This is a genomic window from Pseudomonas sp. FBCC-B545 (genome assembly GCF_059134095.1).
In genome coordinates, this window is sequence record NZ_CP101441.1 from 5,981,721 (window position 1) to 6,002,641 (window position 20,921).

General features: G+C 61.6%; 19 protein-coding genes. 4 read left to right on the forward strand and 15 right to left on the reverse strand.

The features are described from left to right. Window positions 1–49: 49 nt before the first annotated feature. From NMB39_RS27505 to NMB39_RS27515, 3 genes are read right to left on the reverse strand one after another with little or no spacing between them, the layout of a single operon-like run. On the reverse strand, window positions 50–3,115 hold the full coding sequence (locus NMB39_RS27505; RefSeq protein ID WP_494339812.1) for an efflux RND transporter permease subunit: 3,066 nt from the start codon (window positions 3,113–3,115) through the stop codon (window positions 50–52). Continuing rightward, entirely contained in the window at window positions 3,112–4,182 is a 1,071-nt protein-coding gene (locus NMB39_RS27510) for an efflux RND transporter periplasmic adaptor subunit (protein WP_057024782.1), read from the reverse strand. Before NMB39_RS27510 ends, NMB39_RS27505 begins: the two co-directional genes overlap by 4 nt. Continuing rightward, complete coding sequence (locus NMB39_RS27515) at window positions 4,179–5,261, reverse strand: efflux RND transporter periplasmic adaptor subunit (protein ID WP_494339811.1); 1,083 nt, start codon at window positions 5,259–5,261, stop codon at window positions 4,179–4,181. The genes NMB39_RS27510 and NMB39_RS27515 overlap by 4 nt, the downstream gene beginning before the upstream one ends. Before the next feature lie 120 nt (window positions 5,262–5,381). Here NMB39_RS27515 and NMB39_RS27520 point away from each other — a divergent pair, with 120 nt between their 5' ends. Beyond that, window positions 5,382–6,545, forward strand: coding sequence for an AAA family ATPase (locus NMB39_RS27520; protein ID WP_198720268.1), 1,164 nt, complete (start codon window positions 5,382–5,384; stop codon window positions 6,543–6,545). 56 nt (window positions 6,546–6,601) lie between these two features. Here the strand turns inward: NMB39_RS27520 and NMB39_RS27525 are convergent, their stop codons facing one another. The 11 genes from NMB39_RS27525 to NMB39_RS27575 all read right to left on the reverse strand — a co-directional run bounded on the left by NMB39_RS27525 (window position 6,602) and on the right by NMB39_RS27575 (window position 15,755). Then, on the reverse strand, window positions 6,602–7,453 hold the full coding sequence (locus NMB39_RS27525; protein WP_494339810.1) for a transporter substrate-binding domain-containing protein: 852 nt from the start codon (window positions 7,451–7,453) through the stop codon (window positions 6,602–6,604). After that, the gene (locus NMB39_RS27530; RefSeq protein ID WP_494339809.1) at window positions 7,450–8,226 is read right to left on the reverse strand and encodes an amino acid ABC transporter ATP-binding protein; all 777 of its coding nucleotides are present in this window, start codon (window positions 8,224–8,226) and stop codon (window positions 7,450–7,452) included. The genes NMB39_RS27525 and NMB39_RS27530 overlap by 4 nt, the downstream gene beginning before the upstream one ends. Further along, complete coding sequence (locus NMB39_RS27535; protein WP_124398958.1) at window positions 8,223–8,882, reverse strand: amino acid ABC transporter permease; 660 nt, start codon at window positions 8,880–8,882, stop codon at window positions 8,223–8,225. Before NMB39_RS27535 ends, NMB39_RS27530 begins: the two co-directional genes overlap by 4 nt. Further along, window positions 8,863–9,528, reverse strand: a complete 666-nt coding sequence (locus tag NMB39_RS27540; RefSeq protein ID WP_046070392.1) for an amino acid ABC transporter permease — start codon at window positions 9,526–9,528, stop codon at window positions 8,863–8,865. The genes NMB39_RS27535 and NMB39_RS27540 overlap by 20 nt, the downstream gene beginning before the upstream one ends. 495 nt (window positions 9,529–10,023) lie before the next feature. Beyond that, window positions 10,024–10,806: a MetQ/NlpA family ABC transporter substrate-binding protein gene (locus tag NMB39_RS27545; protein ID WP_043050835.1), complete on the reverse strand. Its 783-nt coding sequence runs from the start codon at window positions 10,804–10,806 to the stop codon at window positions 10,024–10,026. A 108-nt stretch (window positions 10,807–10,914) separates the two neighbouring features. Further along, on the reverse strand, window positions 10,915–11,838 hold the full coding sequence (locus tag NMB39_RS27550; RefSeq protein WP_198720266.1) for a sigma 54-interacting transcriptional regulator: 924 nt from the start codon (window positions 11,836–11,838) through the stop codon (window positions 10,915–10,917). Between the two features lie 49 nt (window positions 11,839–11,887). After that, window positions 11,888–12,469 carry an alpha/beta hydrolase gene (locus NMB39_RS27555; protein ID WP_057024790.1) on the reverse strand — a complete coding sequence of 194 codons (582 nt, stop codon included), beginning with the start codon at window positions 12,467–12,469 and terminating at the stop codon, window positions 11,888–11,890. A gap of 213 nt (window positions 12,470–12,682) precedes the next feature. Beyond that, on the reverse strand, window positions 12,683–13,084 hold the full coding sequence (locus tag NMB39_RS27560; RefSeq protein ID WP_198720265.1) for an ExbD/TolR family protein: 402 nt from the start codon (window positions 13,082–13,084) through the stop codon (window positions 12,683–12,685). Window position 13,085: 1 nt separating this feature from the next. Next, window positions 13,086–13,808, reverse strand: a complete 723-nt coding sequence (locus NMB39_RS27565; protein ID WP_124356358.1) for a MotA/TolQ/ExbB proton channel family protein — start codon at window positions 13,806–13,808, stop codon at window positions 13,086–13,088. A 48-nt stretch (window positions 13,809–13,856) separates the two neighbouring features. Beyond that, window positions 13,857–14,669, reverse strand: a complete 813-nt coding sequence (locus tag NMB39_RS27570) for an energy transducer TonB (protein ID WP_494339808.1) — start codon at window positions 14,667–14,669, stop codon at window positions 13,857–13,859. A 234-nt stretch (window positions 14,670–14,903) separates the two neighbouring features. Continuing rightward, window positions 14,904–15,755 (reverse strand): LysR family transcriptional regulator, encoded by an 852-nt coding sequence (locus tag NMB39_RS27575; protein WP_494339807.1) that lies wholly within the window; start codon window positions 15,753–15,755, stop codon window positions 14,904–14,906. A gap of 105 nt (window positions 15,756–15,860) precedes the next feature. Here NMB39_RS27575 and NMB39_RS27580 point away from each other — a divergent pair, with 105 nt between their 5' ends. Together NMB39_RS27580 and NMB39_RS27585 are read left to right on the forward strand one after the other, a co-directional pair. Then, complete coding sequence (locus NMB39_RS27580) at window positions 15,861–16,322, forward strand: nucleoside deaminase (RefSeq protein ID WP_198719591.1); 462 nt, start codon at window positions 15,861–15,863, stop codon at window positions 16,320–16,322. Next, window positions 16,309–17,496 carry a CynX/NimT family MFS transporter gene (locus tag NMB39_RS27585; RefSeq protein WP_494339806.1) on the forward strand — a complete coding sequence of 396 codons (1,188 nt, stop codon included), beginning with the start codon at window positions 16,309–16,311 and terminating at the stop codon, window positions 17,494–17,496. Before NMB39_RS27580 ends, NMB39_RS27585 begins: the two co-directional genes overlap by 14 nt. On the opposite strand, the gene NMB39_RS27590 is transcribed toward NMB39_RS27585, so the two are convergent. Next, window positions 17,467–19,782: a TonB-dependent receptor gene (locus NMB39_RS27590; protein WP_494339805.1), complete on the reverse strand. Its 2,316-nt coding sequence runs from the start codon at window positions 19,780–19,782 to the stop codon at window positions 17,467–17,469. The genes NMB39_RS27585 and NMB39_RS27590 overlap by 30 nt on opposite strands. A 155-nt stretch (window positions 19,783–19,937) precedes the next feature. Here NMB39_RS27590 and NMB39_RS27595 point away from each other — a divergent pair, with 155 nt between their 5' ends. Continuing rightward, window positions 19,938–20,882 (forward strand): LysR family transcriptional regulator, encoded by a 945-nt coding sequence (locus tag NMB39_RS27595; RefSeq protein WP_057024797.1) that lies wholly within the window; start codon window positions 19,938–19,940, stop codon window positions 20,880–20,882. Window positions 20,883–20,921 lie beyond the last annotated feature (39 nt).

The window sequence follows — 20,921 nt, forward strand, 5'->3', positions numbered from 1 at the left end:
CGCACTGACTGAACCAACGCCATCGGGAGCAAGCCCCCTCCCACATTTCTTAACCGTGTTTTTTCTGTTGTTCTTGCTTTGGCTCACGGATCTTGTACCAGGCCACATACAGCGCCGGTAAAAACAGCAGCGTCAGCAAGGTGGCAATGATAATCCCGCCGATCATCGCGTAGGCCATCGGCCCCCAGAACACTTCGCGGGCGATGGGGATCATGCCCAGGCTCGCCGCAGCGGCCGTGAGCAGGATCGGCCGGCGCCGGTGTTCGGTGGCTTCCACCACCGCATCCCACGGCGTATAGCCGGCCACTTCATATTCGTGGATCTGCGTGACCAGAATCACCGAGTTACGGATGATGATACCGATCAGCGCCAGGATACCAAGGATCGCCACAAAGCCCATGGGCGTGCCCGTGGGAATCAACGCCAGTACCACGCCGATCAACCCCAGGGGCGCGACACTCGCCACCAGGAACATCTTCTGCACGCTGTGCAATTGGATCATCAAGAAGGTGGCCATCAGGAACAGCATCAACGGCACCACCTTGGCGATAGGCCCCTGGGCCTTGCCGCTTTCTTCCACGGTGCCGCCGGTGGCGACTTTGTAGCCCACCGGCAAATCAGCGCCGAATTTCTCGATGGTCGGCGCCAGCTGCTTGACCAGATCCGTGGGCTGCATCTCATCGCGCACCGCAGCCTTGATGGTAATGGTCGGCTTGCGGTCGCGGCGCCATACCAGCGGTTGCTCCAGCTCGTAACGCACGGTGGCGAATGCCAGCAGCGGAATCGAGGTGCCGTTGGGCGTGACGATCTGCAGGTTCTGCAAGGTTTCCGGGGTGCCACGCTCGGCATCTTCGGCGCGGCCGACCACGTTGATCAGGTAGATATCGTCGTGCACCTGGGTCACCGATGCGCCGCTGACCACGCTGTTCATCAACTGCGCCACGTCTTCCGACGACAGCCCCAGTTGCCGCGCCTTGTCCTGGGCAATGTCGACCCGCAGGACTTTGCCCGGCTCGTTCCAGTCGTAGATGATCTCGCCCAGGTGGGTGTTCTGGTCGAGCAAGGTCGCCAGTTCGATAGCATGCTTGCGCACCTGGTCGATGTCTTTGCCGGACACGCGGTACTGGATCGGCCGCCCCACCGGCGGGCCCATTTCCAGTGGCTGCACGTAGCTACCGATACCGACAAAGTCATCGCGCAGGCGCTGTTGCAAGCGGGCGATCAACGCACCACGTTCTTCCAGGCCCTTGCTGACAATCACCAACTGCGCGTAATACGGGTTTTCCAACTGCTGGTCCAACGGCAGGTAGAAACGGATCGCACCCTGGCCGATATAGGTGCTCCAGCGGGTGATATCCGGATCGTCCTTGATGATCGCTTCAAGGCGGTCGACAGCCTTGCGTGTCTCGTTGATCGAGGCGTTTTGCGGCAGGTTCAAATCAACCAGGATTTCCGGGCGATCCGATGACGGGAAGAACTGGTTCTGCACAAACTGCATGGAAAACACCGAGGCCGCAAACAGGCCCACAGTGATACCGATGGCCCACCAACGGTTGCGCATGGCCCACAACATGCCGCCATTGAAGGCGCGGCCGATGCGCCCTGGCTCGGCACTGTGCGGTTTCACATTGGTACTGAGGATATGCACGCCAATCACCGGCGCAAACAGCACCGCCACCACCCACGACACCAGCATCGCCACGGCGATCACCGCGAACAGGGTAAAGGTGTACTCGCCCGCCGAACTGGCGTTGAGGCCAATCGGCACAAAACCGGCCACGGTCACCAGGGTACCGGTAAGCATCGGGAACGCGGTGGAGGTGTAGGCGTAGGTCGCCGCCTGCTCCTTGGTTTCGCCTTTTTCCAGGCGCGTGATCATCATCTCGACGGTGATCATCGCATCGTCCACCAACAGGCCGAGGGCGATGATCAACGCGCCGAGCGACACACGCTGCATGGTGATGCCGCTGTATTCCATGAACACGAACACCAGCGCCAGCACCAGCGGAATCGAGCACGCCACCACCAGGCCGGCACGCATGCCCAGGCTGATAAAACTCACCACCAGCACGATGATCACCGCCTCGAACAGCGCGCTGGTAAAGCCGCCGACGGCCTCTTCCACCACCTCGGCCTGATCAGAAACCTTGTGCACACCAACGCCCACCGGCAGGTCGGCGGTCAGCTCGTCCATGCGCTGGTGCAGGGCCTTGCCGAACGACTGGATATTGCCGCCCTTCTGCATCGCAATGGCCAAGCCGATGGCTGGCTTGCCGTTGAAGCGGAACATTGGCCGCGCCGGGTCGACGTAGCCACGGCTGATGTCGGCGATATCCGCCAACCGATAGAAACGGTCATTGAGGCGCAGGTTGACGTTAGCCAGGTCCTTCTCCGAGGCGAACTGCCCTGAGGTGCGCACCGATATGCGCTCCGGCCCGGCCTCGATCACCCCGGCCGGGGTCACGGCGTTCTGCGATTGCAGGCTTTGCACGACCTGGCGCTGGTCGATGCCCAATGCGGCAAGTTTGCGCGTGGAGAAATTCAGATAGATCACTTCGTCCTGCTGGCCGATCATCTCGACCTTGCCCAGCCCCGGCACAGAGCGGATCTCGGCGCGCACCTGCTCCACGTAGTCGCGCAACTGGCGCATCGACAGACCGTCACCGGTAAAGGCATACACCGAGCCAAATACATCACCAAACTCATCGTTGAACGATGGTCCCTGCAAGCCCTGGGGGAAGGTGCCGCGGATGTCATCGATCTTCTTGCGCACCTGGTACCAGATGTCAGGAATGGCATTGGCGCTGGTGGTGTCCTTGAGGAACACGAACACCGTGGACTCGCCGGGCCGGGTGTAGCTTTTCACGTAGTCGAGGGAGTCCAGTTCTTCGAGTTTTTTCTCGATGCGGTCAGTGACTTGCTTGAGCGTTTCTTCCTGGGTCGCACCCGGCCAGCGGGTCTGGATGACCATGGTCTTGATGGTGAACGAGGGGTCTTCCTCACGGCCCAGGTTCATGTACGAAAACACGCCCATCAGCAGCGCGACGAACATCAGGTACCAGACGAAGGACTGATGCTTGAGGGCCCAGTCGGATAAGTTGAAGCTCCCTTTCATCGCGGGCTGTCCTCGTCGATTTTGACTTTCTGCCCAGGCTCCAGGCTGTTCACGCCAGCGATGACAATGCGCTCGCCGGGTTTGACGCTGCCGTTGAGCAAGACGCTGTTGGCGCTGCGGCTAAGGACGCTGACCTCGCGGGGCTGCACAGTCTGGCTCTGGGTATCGAGCAACCAGATGCGGGTCTTGCCGTCGCCTTCCTGCAGGGCGCTCAGGGGCAGTTCGATGCGTGGAGCGATGGCAGAGCTCAGGGTCACGCTGATCGCCGTGCCGAGGCGGAACGCGGGCGGTGTTTCGGCCAGGCTCAGGCGTGCGCGGCGAGTGCGCGTGGCGCTTTGGGCCTGGGGTTCAATCTCGCGCACGACGGCGGTGGTATGCACGCTGGGGTCCAGTTGCCCGGCAACCAGGAACACCACATCCGCCGGCAGGCGCTCGGCCAGGCCAGTGGGCAGGTCGATCACCGCTTCCTTGATATCCGGGCGCGCCAGGGTCACCACCTGCTGGCCGGCACTGACCACCTGGCCGGCCTCGGCATTCCAGGCGGTGACGATGCCGGCGTGGTCGGTGCGCAGCTCGGCGTAGTTGAGTTGGTCCTTGGCCTGGTTGACCGAAGCACGGGCCTGGTCGAGGGTCGCCTGAGTGGTTTTCAGGTCGGTCTGGGCTACGTCCAGCTGGGCCTGGGCGCCCACGCCCCGATTGAACAGCTCTTGTTGGCGGCGCGCATTGGCCTGGGCATTGATGAACTGCGCCTGCACGCGGGCCAGGTCGCCCTGGGCGGCGCGCAATTGGTTCTGCTGGTCGGTGGGGTCGAGCACGGCAAGCAAGGCGCCCTTCTCCACTTCGGCGCCCACATCCACGGCGCGGCGCGCGATGCGGCCCGACACACGGAACCCCAGGTTGCTTTCGTAGCGGGCCTGGATGGTGCCCGCGAAGCGGCCGAGTTGTTCCTGGTCTTCAGCCTTCACTTCCATGGACAGCACCGGGCGCACTGGTTCAGGCGGGGCTTCTTCCTTGGAGCAGGCCACCAGCACCAGGCTGGCAGCGAGTACAACCGTCAGGCGCTTCATGGCTGGGCTCCCGGTTGGGCGATCTCGACCTGCATGCCGGGGTGCAGCAATTGACCACCGGCCACCACGACTTTTTCCCCGCCCTTGAGACCGTCGCCAATGATCACTTTGCCGGTGAGGTAGCGCGCCACCGTGACCTTGTGCAGCTGCGCCTTGCCGTCGCCGTCAATCAGCCACACGGCGGGTTCGCTGAGGTCTTTGGTCAACGCGGCCCAAGGCAGCTCGATGCTGGCCTTGGCCGGGCCATTGGCCGTGGCACTCACCACCGACCCCAGCTCCATACCCTTGGGCAGGCTTTGCAGGGCAATCTTCACTTGGAGGGTGCCGGTATTGGCGGCCACGGCAGGGGTCACTTCACGGACCTTGCCCACGGCCTTGATGCTTGGGTTATCCAGCAGGCTGACGGTGATCGGCGCATACGATGGTGGCTCCACCAGCAGCGATTCATAGACGTTGAACACCGCATCACGCTCACCATCCCGGGCCAGGCTGAAGATCGGCACCGTGGCTTGTACCACCTGGCCGACTTCGGCCTGGCGCGCAGTGATAACCCCCGGCGCATCGGCGACCAACGCGGTGTAGCCCAACTGTTCGCGGGCATTGGCCAGTTGCGCCTGGGCAGCGGCCAGGGCGCTTTGGCTGCTGCGCAACGCAGCCTGGGCGGCGTCGTATTCGCTGCGACTGGTGTAGCCCTTGGGCAAGAGTTTTTCCTGGCGCACAAAGGCGGCAGCAGTCTGCTTGACCCGCGCCTGTTCGGCCACGACCTGGGCCTGGGCGGAATCGACATTGGTCTGCAGGTCCTTGGGGTCCAGCTTGGCCAGCACTTGCTTGGCGCTTACGCGGTCGCCCACGTCCACCATGCGCTGGATGATCTTGCCGCCCACGCGAAAGGACAGGTCGGTCTGTACCCGCGCCTGGATATCCCCGGTGAGTGTCACCGCCGCAGCGAAATCCGCCGACTGTACAGTTTGTACAAACACCCGGGAATGCTGCTTGGGCTCGGCTTTGTCTTGGCCACAGCCGCTCAATAGCGCCAGGAGGCCAAGGCTGAAAATAAATGTCGAAGTGCGACCGCCCATGCAGGCTCCTTTTGCGCGACGCGAGGTGCAAGTGTGTATGCGACTGTGAGCTTAGATCAGGGTTCCTTATCTGCATGGAGGATCCCATACTCCAATGGTTCCCATGCCGGCTAAATACACATGCTGAAAACCCTCGCGGTGGCCAATTACCGCTCGATCAACAAATTGGTAGTGCCCCTGGACCGGCTGAACCTGGTGACCGGGCCCAATGGCAGCGGCAAGTCCAACCTGTATCGGGCCCTGCGCCTGCTGGCCGAAACCGCCCAAGGCGGGGTCATCAACGCTCTGGCCCGTGAGGGCGGACTGGACTCGACCTTCTGGGCCGGGCCGGAAACCATCACTCGGCGTATGCGCAGCGGCGAAGTGCCGGTGGAGGCCACCGCGGCCCAAGGGGTCAAACGCCTGCGCCTGGGGTTTGCCGGGGAGGATTTCAGCTACGCCATCTCCCTGGGCCTGCCCATCCCGGTCCCCGGCAGCGAATTCAAACTGGACCCGGAAATCAAAAAGGAATGTATCTGGGCCGGCCCCCTCTACCGTCCGGCCAGCCTGCTGGTCCAGCGTTCCGGGCCAATGGTGCGGGCGCGTGACGGCCGCGCCTGGGATGTACTGGCCCAGCACACACCCAACTATCACAGCCTGTTCGATCAGGTGGGCAATCTGCGTGGCTCGCCGGAAGTGTTGCTGCTACGCGAGAGTATCCGTGGCTGGCGTTTTTATGATCACTTTCGCAGTGATGTGGATGCGCCGGTGCGCCAACCCCAATTGGGCACCCGCACACCGGTGTTACATCACGACGGTCGGGATCTGGCCGCAGCGTTGCAGACCATTCGCGAAGTGGGCGACGCCGAGGCATTGCAGCACGCCGTCAGCGATGCATTCCCGGGCGCACGCCTGAATATCCAACCCTTGCAGGGCGGGCGGTTTGCAATTGAGTTTTATCAGGAAGGCCTGCTGCGCCCCTTGTCGGCGGCAGAATTGTCGGATGGCACCTTGCGCTATCTGCTGCTGATCGCCGCGCTGCTGACGCCACGGCCACCGACCATGATGGTGCTGAACGAACCCGAGACCAGCCTGCATCCGGATCTGCTGCCGGCGTTGGCGCGCTTGATTGTCCAGGCGTCGGCTCATTGCCAGGTGTGGGTGGTGTCCCACGCCAGCCGCTTGATTGCGGCGTTGCAGCAGGATGAGGGGTGTAATTCGATTGTGCTGGAGAAGGTGATGGGCGAGACGCGGATCGTCGGGCAGGGGATGTTGGATGGGCCGGCTTGGCATTGGCCGGAGTAGGCGGTGGCTGTGCTTGCCCCCGATGAGGCCAGGACAGCCAACACAAAGTCCAGAGATCAGCCCTGCCACTTCCCGCCTTCAACAATCACACTTTCAGGTTTGGTGTCATCGCTCAGCTCTTTGCGCACGTATTGGTCATACAGCTTGAGCAGGAACTTCTCCTCACCCAACTTCGCCAACTCGGCATTCACCCAGTCGCGCAGTTCGATATTGCCCTTCTTCACCGCCGGGGCAATCGGCGCTTCATCGCCGAGTTTTTCTTCCAGCACGCGGTAGCCCGGGTTCTGCTTGGCCCAGCTGAACAGCACCAGGTTGTCTTGTGCATAGGCATCACCACGCCCCGCCGACAGAGCTTGCAACGACTCGGAGTTTTTCTCGAACTTGAGCAGCTTCCAGTCCGGGTGGTTCTTGGTCAGCCAGATGTCGGCGGTGGTGCCGGTAGTAACGATAGTGGTACGGGTCGCCAGGTCAGCCAGGTTTTTGACCGAACTGTCATTGGGCACCAGGGCCTGTACCGCGACTTTCAGGTTGGGGTTGGTGAAGTCCACCGCTTCCTTGCGTTCAGGCGTCACGGTCATGTTGGCGAGGATCAAGTCGACCTTGTCGCTTTGCAGGAACGGAATGCGGCTGGCCGGTTCCACGGCGACGAATTCAACCTTGTTTTCGTCGCCCAGCAGGTCCTTGGCGAATTGGCGGCCGATGTCGGTATCGAAGCCGACATAGCGCCCGGCTTCATCGACAAAGCCAAACGGTGGCTTGTCGGTAAACACGCCGACGATCAGCTTGTCCCGTGCCTTGATCTTGTCGATATAGCTCGCAGCAGCAACAGGTTTGACAGGCTCTTCGGCCTTTTTATCGCAGCCGGCCAGTAAGGCGACGGCAAACAGCGGCAGCAGTAACTTTTTCATATCAGCTCCAGTTCCTTGATCTTCTTGGGCAGTGTTGAAACAAAGGAGAACTTCTCCGGGAACTGCTGCGCGCGTGCGGTCTGCGGGTTCGTAAAGAATGCCTCGGGGGTGTTGAGTTCGAGGATACGGCCGGCCTCCATGAACACCACGCGGTCGGCGACGGCGCGGGCGAAGGCCATTTCATGGGTGACGATCAGCAGGGTCATGCCATCGCGGGCCAGGTCCTGGATCACTTCCAGCACTTCCTTGACCATCTCCGGGTCGAGGGCCGCAGTGACTTCGTCAAACAACATGACCTGCGGGTTCATGCACAACGAGCGAACAATGGCGATGCGCTGCTGCTGGCCGCCAGAGAGCTGGCGCGGGAAGGCGTCGCGCTTGTCGGCCAGGCCTACGCGCTCCAGCAGTTTCTGCGCCTGCTCACGGGCCTCGCGGGGGTCGCGCTTTTGCACCTTCAACGGGCCGAGCAGGATGTTGTCGAGCACACTCATGTGCGGGAACAAGTGGTAGCTCTGGAACACCATGCCGATGTCCTGGCGCACCTGTCGCCAATCGGTGCTTTTGTGCAAAAGCTCGTTGCCGGCGAAACGCAGGCTGCCGCTGTGTGCGACTTCCAGCCCGTTGAGACAACGCAGCAAGGTGCTTTTGCCACAGCCGCTGGGGCCGAGGATCACCACCACTTCGCCGCTTTGCACACTCAGGTCGATGCCCTTGAGCACCTGCTGTTCGCCGAAGAATTTGTTGAAACCCTGGAACTTGATCAATGCGCTCATGCTTGGGCCCAGCGCCGTTCCAGCACCTTGGAGGCGGCCGACAACGGGTAGCAGATAAAGAAGAAAAACAGGAACAGCGCGCCGTAGATCAGAACCGATTCGTAGGTGCGCTCGATGATTTGCTGGCCGACCTTGATCACATCCACCACGCCGATCAGCACCGCCAGGGAGCTGGTCTTGATGATGCGCGTGTAGACGTTGATGGTCGGCGGGGTCATGCGCTTGAGGGCCTGGGGCAGCAGCACATAGCCGTACAACTGCGGGTCGGACAGGCCAATCGACAAGCCCGCCTCGCGCTGGCCACGGGGCAGCGAATGCAACGCGCCACGTACCACTTCACCCACCTCGCTGGCACCCCACAACGACAGCACCAGCACCGCACACCAGAAGCTGGGGATGCTCAGGCCAAAGAAAATCGGCAGGCCAAAAAACAACAGGTACAACCACACCAATACCGGAATCGCGCGGAACAGCTCCAGGTAGACCCGCAGCACCAGATTGACCAAGCGGTTACCCAAGGTGCGCAGCACGCCGTACAACACGCCGCCCAGCGTGCTGAACGCGATGCTCAGCAACGAAATCGACAGGGTTTGCGCCGCGCCCTTGCCCAGTTGCGGCAACGACACCCACAACAACTCAAGACCCGAACTGGCCATGCTGGAGCCTCCTTTCCAGACGGCTGAGCAGCAGCGACAGCGGCAAAAACAGCAGTACGCAGATCAGCGTCAGCACGGCGAGCATTTCGTAGGTCTTGTAGTAGAGGGCGATATAGCTCTTGGTGGTGTAGAGAATCTCCGGCACCGCCACGGCGGAAACTACAGTGGTCTCCTTGAGCAGGAAGATGAAGTTGGCGAACAACGCCGGCAGGCTGAGAATGCCGGCCTGGGGCAGGATCACGTGGCGCAGCAGCTGCCAATCGGACAGGCCAATGGACTTGCCCGACTCGATCTGCGCCAGCGGCACCGCTTCCACCCCGGCGCGCAGCACTTCGGTGAGGTAGGCACCGCCAAGAAAGGTCATGGTGATGATCGCCGCCCAGAACCCGGAGATATTCACGCCCAGGGCCGGCAACGCGAAGTACACGAAGAACAGCTGGATCAGCAGCGGCGTATTACGCGCCAGCTCCACATACAACGCCACCAGGCGCGACAGGTATGGCGTGCGAAACACCAGCAGCGCCGCGTTGATCAGCGCTACCAGCAACGAGGTGCCAATGGCGATCAGGCCCACTTGCAGCGTCACGCCCACGGCTTGCAGGAAGGCAGGCAGGGTGCTGAGGATAAAAGCGAAATCGAAGGTCATCGTGAGTCCATGACGCCGCAGGGGTAATGCAGCGAGCGCAGTCCGTTCCGACAGGGATAACGTCGGGTAGCGCGAACTTTAAAGCTATAAAAAGTAAAATTTAAATACCTAAATAGCATATGGATATCACCCAAAAAGATAACCCCGGAGTTCGGGTGCGAACTATGGTTGCAGGGGTCTGTGTTTCGAGGGAATGAACGATGAACGAAGCAAAACCGATTGATCCGCAGGATCTGGTGAAATGGTTGGTGGCGTTGCGCCGTGCGATTGAGAGCCGCACGCTCTGACACACTGAAGATCAAATATGAGATGGAGATCAAATGTGGGAGGGGGCTTGCTCCCAATAGCGGTATGTCAGTCACAGATGCACTGACCGAACCACTGCTATCGGGAGCAAGCCTCACCTTTAACCGCATTCCAAGGTTCAGACATAAAAAAACGCCGACGCTGTAGTAGCCGTCGGCGTTCAAACCTTGAAGGGGGTTTTGAGCTACATCAGAACGCCGGCACCACTGCGCCGTTGTACTTCTTCTCGATGAAGGCTTTGACTTCCGGGCTGGTCAGGGCCTTGGACAGTTTCTGGATTGCATCGCTGTCCTTGTTGTCCGGACGCGCCACCAGGAAGTTCACGTACGGCGACTTGGCGTCTTCGATGATCAACGCGTCCTTGGCCGGGTTCAGGCCCGCTTCCAGGGCGTAGTTGGTGTTGATCACATCCAGGTCAACCTGGTCGAGCACCCGTGGCAGCAAGGCCGACTCCAGCTCCTTGAATTTCAGGTGCTTGGGGTTTTCCTTGATGTCTTTTGGCGTGGACAAGGCGTTGGTCGGGTCTTTGAGCGTAATCAGACCGTTCTTTTGCAGCAGCAGCAGGGCACGGCCACTGTTGGAGCCTTCGTTGGGGATGGCAACGGTGGCGCCGTCTTTCAGATCTTCAATTTTCTTGATCTTTTTCGAGTAACCACCGATGGGTTCAACATGCACACCGACTACGGTGACCAGGTTGGTGCCTTTGCCCTTGTTGAAGTTTTCCAGGTACGGCAGGGTCTGGAAGTAGTTGGCATCCAGGCGTTTTTCGGCAACCTGCGTATTGGGCTGTACGTAGTCGGTAAAGACTTTGATTTCCAGGTCCACGCCTTCTTTGGCCAGGGTCGGCTTGATCAGCTCGAGGATCTCCGCATGGGGGATCGGCGTGGCGGCCACCACCAGTTTCTCGTTGGCCTGGGCGAAGCCGGCAGTCAGGGCAGCCGCCAGTGCGGTAAACAACAGAACCTTTTTCATGCAGTGTCCTTTTATAACGACCGTTTTTATGTGGGGTGCCAGCGAAGTGCTATCGCGGCGTGGGAGGGACAATACCTAGATTTTTTATTCCCGAACAATATCTTTTATTCACGTTGATATTCCATTTTGTTCATGTAGGAATTTACGCAGTAATGCCTGCTCGGCTGGGCTGGCACTGGCATAGATCCGCCGCACCTGCTCCAGCGGTGAACCCGTCACCGGCAAGTTCAAATGCTCGGGCAGGATTTCATCACCGCTGCTCACCAGCAAGGCAAAGTGAATGACGTTTTCCAGTTCACGGGTATTGCCCGGCCACGCGTGGTGTTCCAGCACACGTTGGGCGGCATCGCTGATCAGTGGCACCGGCAGGTCCAGGCGCTGGCTGTAGATACCAAGGAAATATTCGGCCAGGGACAAAATATCCCCTACCCGCTCACGCAACGCCGGCAGCTCCAACTGGCCTTCGCTCAAGTAATGAAACAGGCGCTCATGAAATTTACCCACCGCCACCGCCTGGGCCAGGTCGATGCTGGTGGCAGCCACCAGGCGTACATCCACCGGGCTTGGCTGATGGGCGCCGACGCGGGTGACTTCGTGGTTTTCCAGGGCCGCGAGCAATTTCACCTGGATCGGCAGCGGCAAGTCGCCAATCTCATCCAGGTACAAGGTGCCGCCATTGGCCGAGCCGAACCAGCCAGCGCGGCTGCTGGCGGCACCACTGTAGCTACCGGCGGTGTAGCCGAACAATTCGGCGTCGGCGTAAGTCGGGCTGATCGCGCCGCAATTGACCGAGACAAACAAGCCGGTGCGATCACTGCCACGGTGGATGTGTCGCGCCAGCAGCTCCTTACCGCTACCGGTTTCACCGCGAATCAACACGGGCAAGGCACGCGGGGCGAGGCTTTCCAGCTCTTCACGCAATTGACGTGAGCGTGGGTCGACAAATACCAGCGCCTTGGCGCGGATGCTCAGCGGGCTTTTTTCGGCGTCGGGAAAGGTCAGCAGCGGCTGGCCGAAGGTTTCTTGACTCATGGCAGGCTCCCGCCCCCAATCCACTCAGGGACGGGGCGTTGAAAAAATATCAGGCACTGCGCCGAGCATGATGCTCGAGGCGGTTTTGCAGGCGATAGAGATAAGCGAAACCTTGCTCCCATCGACGGTGGCCGGATTTCACATTGATATGCCCGGCGCCGGACAAAATGCCGGCCTCGGCGCCCCACTGGCGCGCCAGCTCCAGGGCCCGGGGGGCGCTGACGGCGCTGTCATTGTCGGAGCTGACCACCTGGCTGGGAAACGGCAGCAGGTCGGTGGGAATTGGCGCAAAGTTACGCAAAGCGGGAGCACAGGCCGGGCGTTCGACATCCGCCGGCGCCACCAGCAACGCGCCGCGCACTTGACCCAGGCAATGCACCGGCGCAGTAGCCGCCCAGTGCGCGACGGTGATGCAACCCAGGCTATGGGCGATCAGAATCACCGGCGTGCTGTCGGCGGCAATCGCCTCGGCCAGTGCGGCTACCCAGTCCTCGCGGCGCGGCGTCAGCCAATCAGCCTGCTCCACGCGGGCGCTATTGGGCAGGCTGTGCTGCCAATGGGTTTGCCAATGATCCTCTGGCGATCCTTGCCAGCCCGGCACGATCAGGTAACGAATCGACTCGCTGTGCATGGGTGTGCCCTCCTGCAGCGTTTAACGTTGCTGGTCAGTATAGGGACGGGGGATATATTCGTTAAGGAATAAGAAGCTATTTATTAATAACCAAAAACTCAACTCTTTAGGAGGTTGAAATTAGGATTTGGCGGCACAGGTTAAATTTCAGGCAAAAAAAAGGCCGCACCCTGCCAAGGAAACGGCCCAAAAAACTGTCGCGGCGGGTTGAAACTAACGAGCGGTAATCACCGACAGCTTGGTAATCCCCGCGCGCTCAATCGATGCCATGGCGCGTGCCACTTCGCCGTAGTTCACCCCATCGTCAGCCTGCAATTGCACGCGCACATCGGGGTCCTTGGCCTTGGCCGCCTGCAGGTTGAATTCCAGCAGGTTCGGCTGGATTTCGTCCTTGTTGATAAACAGTTTGCCGGCGCCGTCGATGCTCACCACCAGCGGGTCTTTCTGCTCCACCGGCGCCACGGCCTGGGTCTTGGGCAGGTTGATCGGGATCGAATTGGTCAACAGCGGCGCGGTGACGATAAACACCACCAGCAGCACCAGCATCACGTCCACCAGCGGCGTGACGTTGATCTCGCTCAGCACCTCATCACTGTCTTGCGTGGAGAAGGCCATCTCAGGACGCCTCCTTGACTTTCTGCGGGCTGGCGGCGCTGGCCTTGGTCAATGCCGGATGCAGCAGCACGCGGAACGAGTGCTTCTGCGCCAGGCTGTAGAAGTCGTGGGCAAAGTCATCCAGGTCTGCCGCCGTCAGCTTCAGGCGGCGCAGGAAATAGTTGTAGACCAGCACCGCAGGCACGGCGACGGCGATCCCCACGCCGGTCGCCACCAGCGCGGCGCCTATAGGGCCCGCCACTGTTTCCAGGCTGGCGGACCCGGCAGCGCTGATGCCCTTCAGGGCTTCCATGATCCCCCATACGGTGCCGAACAGGCCGATAAACGGCGAGGTGCTGCCGATACTGGCGACCACCGCCAGACCGGTTTCCAGGGAGCGACGTTCACGTACGATTTGCTGGCGCAGCGCGCGTTCAAGGCGGTCCTGATGGTTGATCGCCTGGCTTAAATCCGCAGCGTGGGTGGAGTCGCCCACCTGGATGGCGGCATAACCGGCCTGGGCTACGCGAGCGGCCGCACCCGGTTGGGTCTCGGCCAGTTCAGCGGCCGAGTCGAGGCTCGACGCCGCCCAGAACTGTTTGTGGAACTTGCGATCCTGGGCCTTGAGGCGACCGAACTGCACACCCTTCAATAAGGCCAAACCCCAGGTGGCAACCGAAAAGGCCACCAGCAGCCAGATCACCGCGCTTTCGATGGATTCAAGTGGAGATGCTAATGCCATGATGTTTTCCCTCTGTGCAGGTCGCGGCGCATGCACACCGCAGCCGAATAATTAATGAATCTTGAAATCGATCGGTACGCTGACCCAGCCGTCCTGGGCCACATCGCCCTGCTTGGCCGGCACGAAACTCCAGCGCTTCACGGCCGCCAATGCGGCGTCATCCAGTTGCTGGCGACCACTGCTTTTCTGCACCTGGATCTCACCCGGCTTGCCACTGGCCAACACATGCACCCGCAACAACACCGTGCCTTCCCAGCCGCGCCGCTGAGCCAGTGACGGGTACTCCGGCGCCGGGTTCTTCAGGTACGCGGCGTTGGCCGACGCGGGCGTTACCGGGGCTGGTGCCGCTGGTACGGGCGCAGCAGGTGGCGCTGGCGTAGGCGGTGCAGGTGGCTGTTCGACGACCTTGGGTAGCGGCTTGGGCTCTGGTTTAGGCACCGGCTTGGGCTTGGGTTTTGGAACCGGTTTGGGCGGCGCCGGTTTGGCCGCCAATTCATCCACGACCGGCGGCGGTGGCTCGACCACGGGTGGCGGCGGGGGTGGTGGTACGGGCGGTGGCGGCTCAACCACCGGCGGCGCCAGCTGGGAAAACTCAATGGTCATCGGCGGAATTTCCGGCGGCACAATCGGCAGCACCGGGGTAGGTTTCTGGCTCACCCAATAGATCACCGCGCCGTGCAGCGCCAACACCAGTAACCCGAGCAAAAGCCCTTCACGACGGCTCGAGAAACGCTTCGGTGTCTTCTGCAGGCGCAATTGCCCCAACGGCGCGCGGTGCGGTCGGCCAAGGTCGACCAACTCACCACTCGGTGCCTGGCGCCATTGCGCCTCGTGTGCACTGGCGGCGGTCTGGACATTGCCCATTGATTCACTCCCTACGGTTTTGAACAACCGACGGACCTGCAGGAGCGGCCGTCGAGGGCTGAATCATCGACGCCAGACGCTTATCTCTGAAAGTAATCTTTAAAGTTATACATAGATCTAAATTGAATAAACGAAACACCTTTCAACGCCGAACCCACGCGCGCCGTGGCCTGGCGCCAAGCCATTGTTTTCCAATGCTTTGAAGGCATGCAAAATATTCAGCAAAGGTATGGTTCAGTGCGGGTTTCCAGCACACAACGCCAGCAATTGAGTCAACAACGTTTGCCCCGCCGCACCCAGGCCACTGCGGCCATACAGCGCCAGCCGCACACCGTGAACGGCGGGCAAGCTACTCTCGGCGCCGAGGATGCGATGGCCGGGTTGCAGCACCCGCTCCGGCAACAGGCTGATGCCCAGGCCTGCCGCCACCGCCGAACACACGCTGGCCAGACTGGCGCTGGAGTAGCCGATACGCCAGCGCCAACCGCAGCGCTCGAGATGATGGAGCATGTCATTGCGGTATAGGCCGCCCACTGGAAAGGCCACCAGCGGCAGTGGGTCGCGGCCCAGCGCCGGGGTGCTCAGGCTGTCGACCCAATACAAGGGTTCCGGCCACGACGCCACACAGTCGTCGCTGTCGCCCATCTGCTTGACCAACAACACATCGAACTCCCCACCCCGGTACTGGCGCTGCAATTCCGGGCCGAGGCCACTGGTGACCTCCAATCGCACCCGTGGATAGGCCACGACAAACGCCGAGAGTAGCGGCATCAGGCGCTCGGCGGCAAAATCCTCCGGCACACCGAGGCGCAGCACACCGTCGCTCTGCTGGTTGATCAACACGTCGGCAGCTTCTTCGTGCAGTGCCAGGATACGGCGCGCATACGCGAGCAAGCGCTCGCCCTCGGCGGTGGCCACCACGTGGCGCTGGTCGCGGTCCAGCAACTGGCACGCCACCGCGTCTTCCAGGCGGCGGATCTGCTGGCTGACGGTGGACTGGGTCAAATGCAGGCGCTCGGCGGCGCGGGTGAAATTGCCGCAGTCCACCACGGCGACAAAGCTGCGCAACAACACGGGATCGAACACAGGCATCACCATTACGTTTGCCACTGATTGGCATGTTTATATTTAATTTCAGCATACCCCGTCGGCTGACCATACTTCACTTTTCAGCAAACTCGGGGGGCTTGCATGACCAACGATCAATCACACCTGCAACGCGCCATTGCTCTGGCCCGCGCCAATGTTGCCCAGGGCGGCCGGCCCTTCGGCGCGGTGCTCACGCGCCACGGTAAGGTGTTGGTAGAAGCCGTGAATGAGATCCACCTGACCCAAGACCCCACCGCCCACGCCGAACTGCTGGCGATCCGCACCGCCAGCCGGCAACTCGGCGCACGCCTGGACGGCTGCGTGATCTACGCCAGCGGTCAGCCTTGCCCAATGTGCCTGAGCGCCATGTACCTGTGCGGCGTGGAGCGCGTGGTGTTTGCCGCCAGCAACGCCATGGCCGAACCGTTCGGCCTGTCCACTGCGGCTATCAGCCAACAGGTCGGCCTGCCCATTGAGTCGCAACGCCTGCCCATTCAGCACCTGCCCGACGCCAGCATGACCGCGCTGTATCACCAGTGGAAAACCTTGCATGACCCTGAATAAATCCCTCGCTGGCTGGGGCCTGCTGGTGGTGCTCGGCTTGAACCTGCGCCCCATCCTCAGTTCCCTCAGCCCCTTGCTCGGCGAGATTCGCCAGGCCACCGGCTTGAGCTTCCAGAGCAGCGCCCTGCTCACCAGCCTGCCGGTGATATGCATGGGCCTGGTGGCATTGGTGGGCGTGCGCGTGGAAGCCCGCTTGGGCGAACGTCGCGGCATCGCCCTGGGCTTGATGATGATTCTGCTGGCGTGCCTGGCGCGCTGGCTGATGGGCCAGGCGTCGGCGCTGCTGGTCACCGCCTTGCTCGGCGGCGCGGGGGTGGCACTGATCCAGGCGTTGGTGCCGGCCATGATCAAGCGCGAATTCCATCACCGCGTGCCGGTGGCGATGGGCGTGTATTCGGCCTCGCTGATGGCCGGCGGTGGGCTGGCGGCGCTGCTCAGCCCGGTGGTGGCCACGCATTTCCAGCAATGGCAGGCAGGCCTTGGCGTGTGGCTCCTACCGGCGCTGGGGGCGTTGCTGTTGTGGGCCTGGCTGCCGCTGGGCGCCGCCAGAAATCTGCAGCAGGCGCCCGCGTTCGAGGGCTTGCGCAACCGTCGCGCCTGGCTGCTGGCGCTGTATTTCGGCCTGGTTAACTGCGGCTACATGAGCATGGTGGCGTGGCTGCCCGCCTACTATCAGCAACTGGGCTGGGGTGTGCTGCCAAGCGGTTCGTTGCTGGCCTTCATGACCATCTTCCAGGTAATTGCCGCACTGCTGATGCCGGTGCTGGCGCAACGCGGCATCGACCGGCGCCCACTGCTGGGCATCAGCCTGCTGGCGCAAACTGTCGGCTACCTCGGCCTGCTGATGGCGCCGCAGCAATTCCCGCATTTGTGGGTGGCGCTGATCGGCTTTGGCCTGGGTGCGTGTTTTGCCCTGAGCCTGCTGCTGACCCTCGACCACCATCGCGACCCTCGCCAAGCCGGGCAACTGGCGGCGTTCGTGCAAGGCGTGGGCTTTTTGATCAATGCGATTTCGCCATGGCTGACCGGTTGGCTGCGCGAACTCACCGGCACGTTTATCAGCGCCTGGGTGGTGTTGACCGTGACGGTGGTGGCGATGCTGCTGGTGACACGGGTGTTCAGCCCGGCCACCTATCGCACTGACCTAGAAGTCGTAGCGCCCAGTCACGCCTAGGGTGCGCGGCGTGCCCAGCAAACCTTCATAGCCGCCGTTACCGCCGGTCCACAGCGTGGTGTAGTAGGTCTTGTCGAAGGCGTTTTTCAGCCACAGCGACACATCCCACTGCCCTTGGTCATAGTTGCCGCGCAGGCCGGTTGATAAGTTGACCACCGCATAGGCCGGGATCTGCCCGTAGTCGGAATCTTCCACCGTACCCACCGCTTTGGAGCGGAACGCATAGCTGGCAGTGACGTAGGGTTCGAAGCCGTTGGCCAGGTTCCACTTGTACTCGCCGTTGGCATTGGCGATCCACTTTGACGCCCCCACCACCTGATGGCCGCTCAAGTCGCAGGACGCCGGCGCACCCGGGCGCAGGCTGACTTCCGGCGGGCATGGCGCATCCTTGTATGACAGGTAACTCACGTCATTGAACGAGCCGTTGATATTCAGGGTCAGGCCCTTGATCGGCACCAGGGTGCTTTCCACTTCCACGCCCCGCGAGCGTACAGAGCCGGCGTTGGTCAGGTACTGCACGCGGTTGTCCTGATCGTAGGCGTTGGTCTGGTAGCCGTTGACCTGGGTCCAGAACAGGTTGGCGTTGAGTTGCAGACGGCGGTCCCACAAGGTGCTCTTGAAACCCAGCTCGGCATTGTTGGCGCGCTCGGTGCCGATCAGCAGCGAGTCGGCCCCGGCCGTCGGGGCAGACCCCACCGCCAGGTTGACCCCGCCGGACTTCTCACCATGGGACAGCGTTGCGTAGCCCAGCAAGCTTTCATTGAAGTGATAACTGAGGTTCAGCAGCCCCGACGGGGTGGTGCTGTACTGAGTCAGGTCGCCGGAGTCATAGGCCCCGGTACGCCCCCGCCGCGCCGTGGCCGCACCGCCGGTCACGGCGGCGCCGCCCACCGGGGCATTGCGCGTGACCCAGGCGCTTTTTTCCTCATAGGTGCCGCGCAGGCCAGCGGTGAAATCCAGCTGCTCGGTCAGGTGCCAGGTGCCTTGGGCGAACAGCGCAAAACTGTCGGTGCGGATATGCCCGTTGCCGATGCTGCTGACATTGTTCAACGCGCCAGTTGGCGTGCCATTCCAGATGTCGGCCTTGGGTCCGTAATAGGCGAAGGACTTGTTATCCAGGTCGGAGCCGAAGTAGTAGGCGCCGAGCACGTAATCAAAGAAGCCCCCCGTAGGCGATGCCAGGCGAAATTCCTGGGACCACTGCTTATCTTCCACCGACACCCCGGCGTTGTATGACGCCGGTACGTTGAGGCCATCATCATTGCGCGGGGTGAAATTCCACCAGCGGTAGGCACTCACCGAGGTCAGCGTGAAGTCACTCGGCAGCGTCCAGTTGGCTTCCAGCGAGGTGCCACCCTGGAACACGGTGACGTGCTGGTCGTTGTCCAGGTTGACCTTGCGATGGGTGCCATCCACCAGGGCAGCCCCCGCCGCATTGGCCCGGGCTTGATACAGGTTGGAGCCATTGATGGTCGGCCCGGTGTTGTACAACACGCGGGTGCCGGCGCTGGAATCTTCTTCGTTGTAGTCACCGATCCAGCGCAGGTTGAAGGCCTCGTTGGGCTTGTACAGCAATTGCCCGCGAAAGCCCTGGCGCGAGCCGCCATTCAGGTCATGGCCGTCGTGTTCGTTCTTGATATCGCCGTCGCTGCGCGTGCGATAGGCCGAGAAACGCCCCGCCAGGTCATCGCTGAGTGGGCCTGAAATCGTGCCCTTGGTCTGGAAATAACCGTCCTCGCCCAAGGAAGTTTCAATGCTGCGTTCGGGGATAAAGCTCGGTGCGCGGGTGCTGATATTGATCACCCCGGCGGTGGTGTTCTTGCCGAACAAGGTGCCCTGCGGGCCGCGCAGGACTTCAAGCTGCTCGATGTCCATCAGGTCGAACACCGCCATGCCCGGGCGCCCGAGGTAGACGTTGTCGATATACAGCCCCACGCTGCCTTCCAGGCCATCGCTGGCCGGGTTGTTGCCCAGGCCGCGGATCGACACGCTGGACTGACGCGCATGCATATAAGCGACGTTGACGCTGGGCACCAGTTGCTGCAAATCCTGGATCCGGTACACCCGCTGGGTCTCCAGCGCCTGGCCGCCAACCACACTCATGGGCGTCGGCACGGCCTGGGCACTTTCGGTGCGCCGCCTGGCGGTCACGGTGACGGTTTCCAACTGGCCACTGGCGCTGTCGCCCTTGCTGGCAGGCGCAGGCGTTTCGGCGGCCTGGGATGGCGACCAACTGCTGCTACCGGCCACTAACACAGCCAAGGGCAAGGACTTGAACAGACTCATAAGCGGCTCCAGAACCCGGAGATATCCATCGGCAGATATTCCTAAAGGTTATTTATTTATGTCTTAACGAACATTTACTGCATAAGAGATAGCCTTTATAAGGAGTCCACCTAATGCATAGCCAATGCATTTCCCGGATATTTTCAATGTGAAAAATGCATATCGATCTTCGCCAGCTGCGCCACTTCATTGCCCTCGCTGAACAACGCAGTTTTGTCGCCGCTGCGATGGTCGTGAACCTGTCGCAGTCGGCGTTCAGCCGCAGCATCCAAGCCTTGGAACACAGTGCCGGCTGCCAATTGGTGGACCGTGGCCGCAAGGACCTGGCGCCCACCAAGCAGGGCCAGGTGTTGCTCGAACATGCGCGGCGGCTGGTCAGCGGCGCCCAGCAACTGGCCAACGAGATCAACCAGTTCAACGGCCTGGAAGCCGGTGAACTGCGCTTCGGCTGCGGCCCGGCACCGGCAGGTGGCTTGATCCCCCGCGCCATCGGCAGTTTTATCGGGCGCTACCCCAAGGCCCGCGTGCAGTTCCAGGTGGACGACTGGCAAAGCCTGGACAAGCGCCTGCTCAGCGAAGAGTTCGAATTTTTCGTTGCCGACACCCGCCACTTCGAAGCCAACCCCGACTACCACACCCACCGCCTGCGCCCACGCCGCTGGTATTTTTGCTGCCGCGCCGGCCACCCCTTGGCCGGGCGCGACAGCGTCAGCGCCGCCGAGCTGATGAGCTACCCGCTGGCCGTGACCATCCGCCCGCCGAACCTGCGCAAAGTCATCGTCGACCTCAGCGGCCGGCCCGATTATCAACCCAATGTGGAGTGTGAAAACGGCTATAGCCTGATGGGCGTGGTGTTGCGTTCGGACGCCATCGGCATCGTCAGCGCCAACAGCGATGTACTGCACATGGCGCGGGGTGAGCTGGTGTGCCTGAGGATTGAGGGGCTGGATGAAAACCTTGAGGAGCGTTACACCCGCTATGGGATTGTCAGCCGTGCGGGGTACCGGTTGTCGCCGTTGGCGCAGGCGATGATTGAGCAGATCAAGCAGATTGATGAGATGGATGAAGACATCTGCACACTGGAGAATATCGCTGTCTGAACCGGCGCCTTCGCGGGCTTGCTCGCGAAAGCGCCGGTA

What these genes read in the sequence shown, in the direction of transcription:
- NMB39_RS27505 (WP_494339812.1), bottom strand. Translation starts at nt 3,115, where the DNA reads ATGAAAGGGAGCTTCAACTTATCCGACTGGGCCCTCAAGCATCAGTCC.
- NMB39_RS27510 (WP_057024782.1), bottom strand. Translation starts at nt 4,182, where the DNA reads ATGAAGCGCCTGACGGTTGTACTCGCTGCCAGCCTGGTGCTGGTGGCC.
- NMB39_RS27515 (WP_494339811.1), bottom strand. Translation starts at nt 5,261, where the DNA reads ATGGGCGGTCGCACTTCGACATTTATTTTCAGCCTTGGCCTCCTGGCG.
- NMB39_RS27520 (WP_198720268.1), top strand. Translation starts at nt 5,382, where the DNA reads ATGCTGAAAACCCTCGCGGTGGCCAATTACCGCTCGATCAACAAATTG.
- NMB39_RS27525 (WP_494339810.1), bottom strand. Translation starts at nt 7,453, where the DNA reads ATGAAAAAGTTACTGCTGCCGCTGTTTGCCGTCGCCTTACTGGCCGGC.
- NMB39_RS27530 (WP_494339809.1), bottom strand. Translation starts at nt 8,226, where the DNA reads ATGAGCGCATTGATCAAGTTCCAGGGTTTCAACAAATTCTTCGGCGAA.
- NMB39_RS27535 (WP_124398958.1), bottom strand. Translation starts at nt 8,882, where the DNA reads ATGGCCAGTTCGGGTCTTGAGTTGTTGTGGGTGTCGTTGCCGCAACTG.
- NMB39_RS27540 (WP_046070392.1), bottom strand. Translation starts at nt 9,528, where the DNA reads ATGACCTTCGATTTCGCTTTTATCCTCAGCACCCTGCCTGCCTTCCTG.
- NMB39_RS27545 (WP_043050835.1), bottom strand. Translation starts at nt 10,806, where the DNA reads ATGAAAAAGGTTCTGTTGTTTACCGCACTGGCGGCTGCCCTGACTGCC.
- NMB39_RS27550 (WP_198720266.1), bottom strand. Translation starts at nt 11,838, where the DNA reads ATGAGTCAAGAAACCTTCGGCCAGCCGCTGCTGACCTTTCCCGACGCC.
- NMB39_RS27555 (WP_057024790.1), bottom strand. Translation starts at nt 12,469, where the DNA reads ATGCACAGCGAGTCGATTCGTTACCTGATCGTGCCGGGCTGGCAAGGA.
- NMB39_RS27560 (WP_198720265.1), bottom strand. Translation starts at nt 13,084, where the DNA reads ATGGCCTTCTCCACGCAAGACAGTGATGAGGTGCTGAGCGAGATCAAC.
- NMB39_RS27570 (WP_494339808.1), bottom strand. Translation starts at nt 14,669, where the DNA reads ATGGGCAATGTCCAGACCGCCGCCAGTGCACACGAGGCGCAATGGCGC.
- NMB39_RS27580 (WP_198719591.1), top strand. Translation starts at nt 15,861, where the DNA reads ATGACCAACGATCAATCACACCTGCAACGCGCCATTGCTCTGGCCCGC.
- NMB39_RS27585 (WP_494339806.1), top strand. Translation starts at nt 16,309, where the DNA reads ATGACCCTGAATAAATCCCTCGCTGGCTGGGGCCTGCTGGTGGTGCTC.
- NMB39_RS27590 (WP_494339805.1), bottom strand. Translation starts at nt 19,782, where the DNA reads ATGAGTCTGTTCAAGTCCTTGCCCTTGGCTGTGTTAGTGGCCGGTAGC.
- NMB39_RS27595 (WP_057024797.1), top strand. Translation starts at nt 19,938, where the DNA reads ATGCATATCGATCTTCGCCAGCTGCGCCACTTCATTGCCCTCGCTGAA.